Here is a 387-nt window from a genome sequence, read left to right as displayed (position 1 = left end):
ACTGATTGCTCCGTTTTATGTCTGGTGGTTTAAGCCACAATTCACCTTCCCGGTTTCGATGCTCTCTTGCCTGATCCTGCTGCGTCATCATGACAACATCCAACGTCTGTGGCGTCGTCAGGAGACAAAAATCTGGACGAAATTCAAAAGAAAGCGCGAAAAGGATCCCGAGTGATTTCTGGTGGATCTACATGACCTGATAGCCTTCATCGGGCTTGCCCAGCCGTTGCTGGCACCATGCCGCCAGAAATTCCACGCAGACACGTAATTTCATGCTGCGATAGAGCGGCTCCCGGTAAACAGCCCAGATATTGGCGCTTTGTGCATACTCTGGCAATACTTGCACCAGTTTGCCACTCTCCAGAAACGGCAACACATCCCACTCGG

Annotated in this window: 1 pseudogene; it reads right to left on the bottom strand. The window is 51.2% G+C overall.

Annotation, left to right across the window (positions count from 1 at the left end):
* Positions 1 to 187: 187 nt before the first annotated feature.
* Positions 188 to 387, bottom strand: a pseudogene (locus FN960_RS23565) (hypothetical protein); the annotation flags it as partial.

It is taken from the genome of Alkalicoccobacillus porphyridii, from assembly GCF_007293315.1.
Classification (GTDB): Bacteria; Bacillota; Bacilli; order Bacillales; family Bacillaceae_D; genus Alkalicoccobacillus; species Alkalicoccobacillus porphyridii.
The sequence above is the reverse complement of the archived record's forward strand: the minus strand, read 5'-3'. Positions and strand labels throughout refer to the sequence as shown.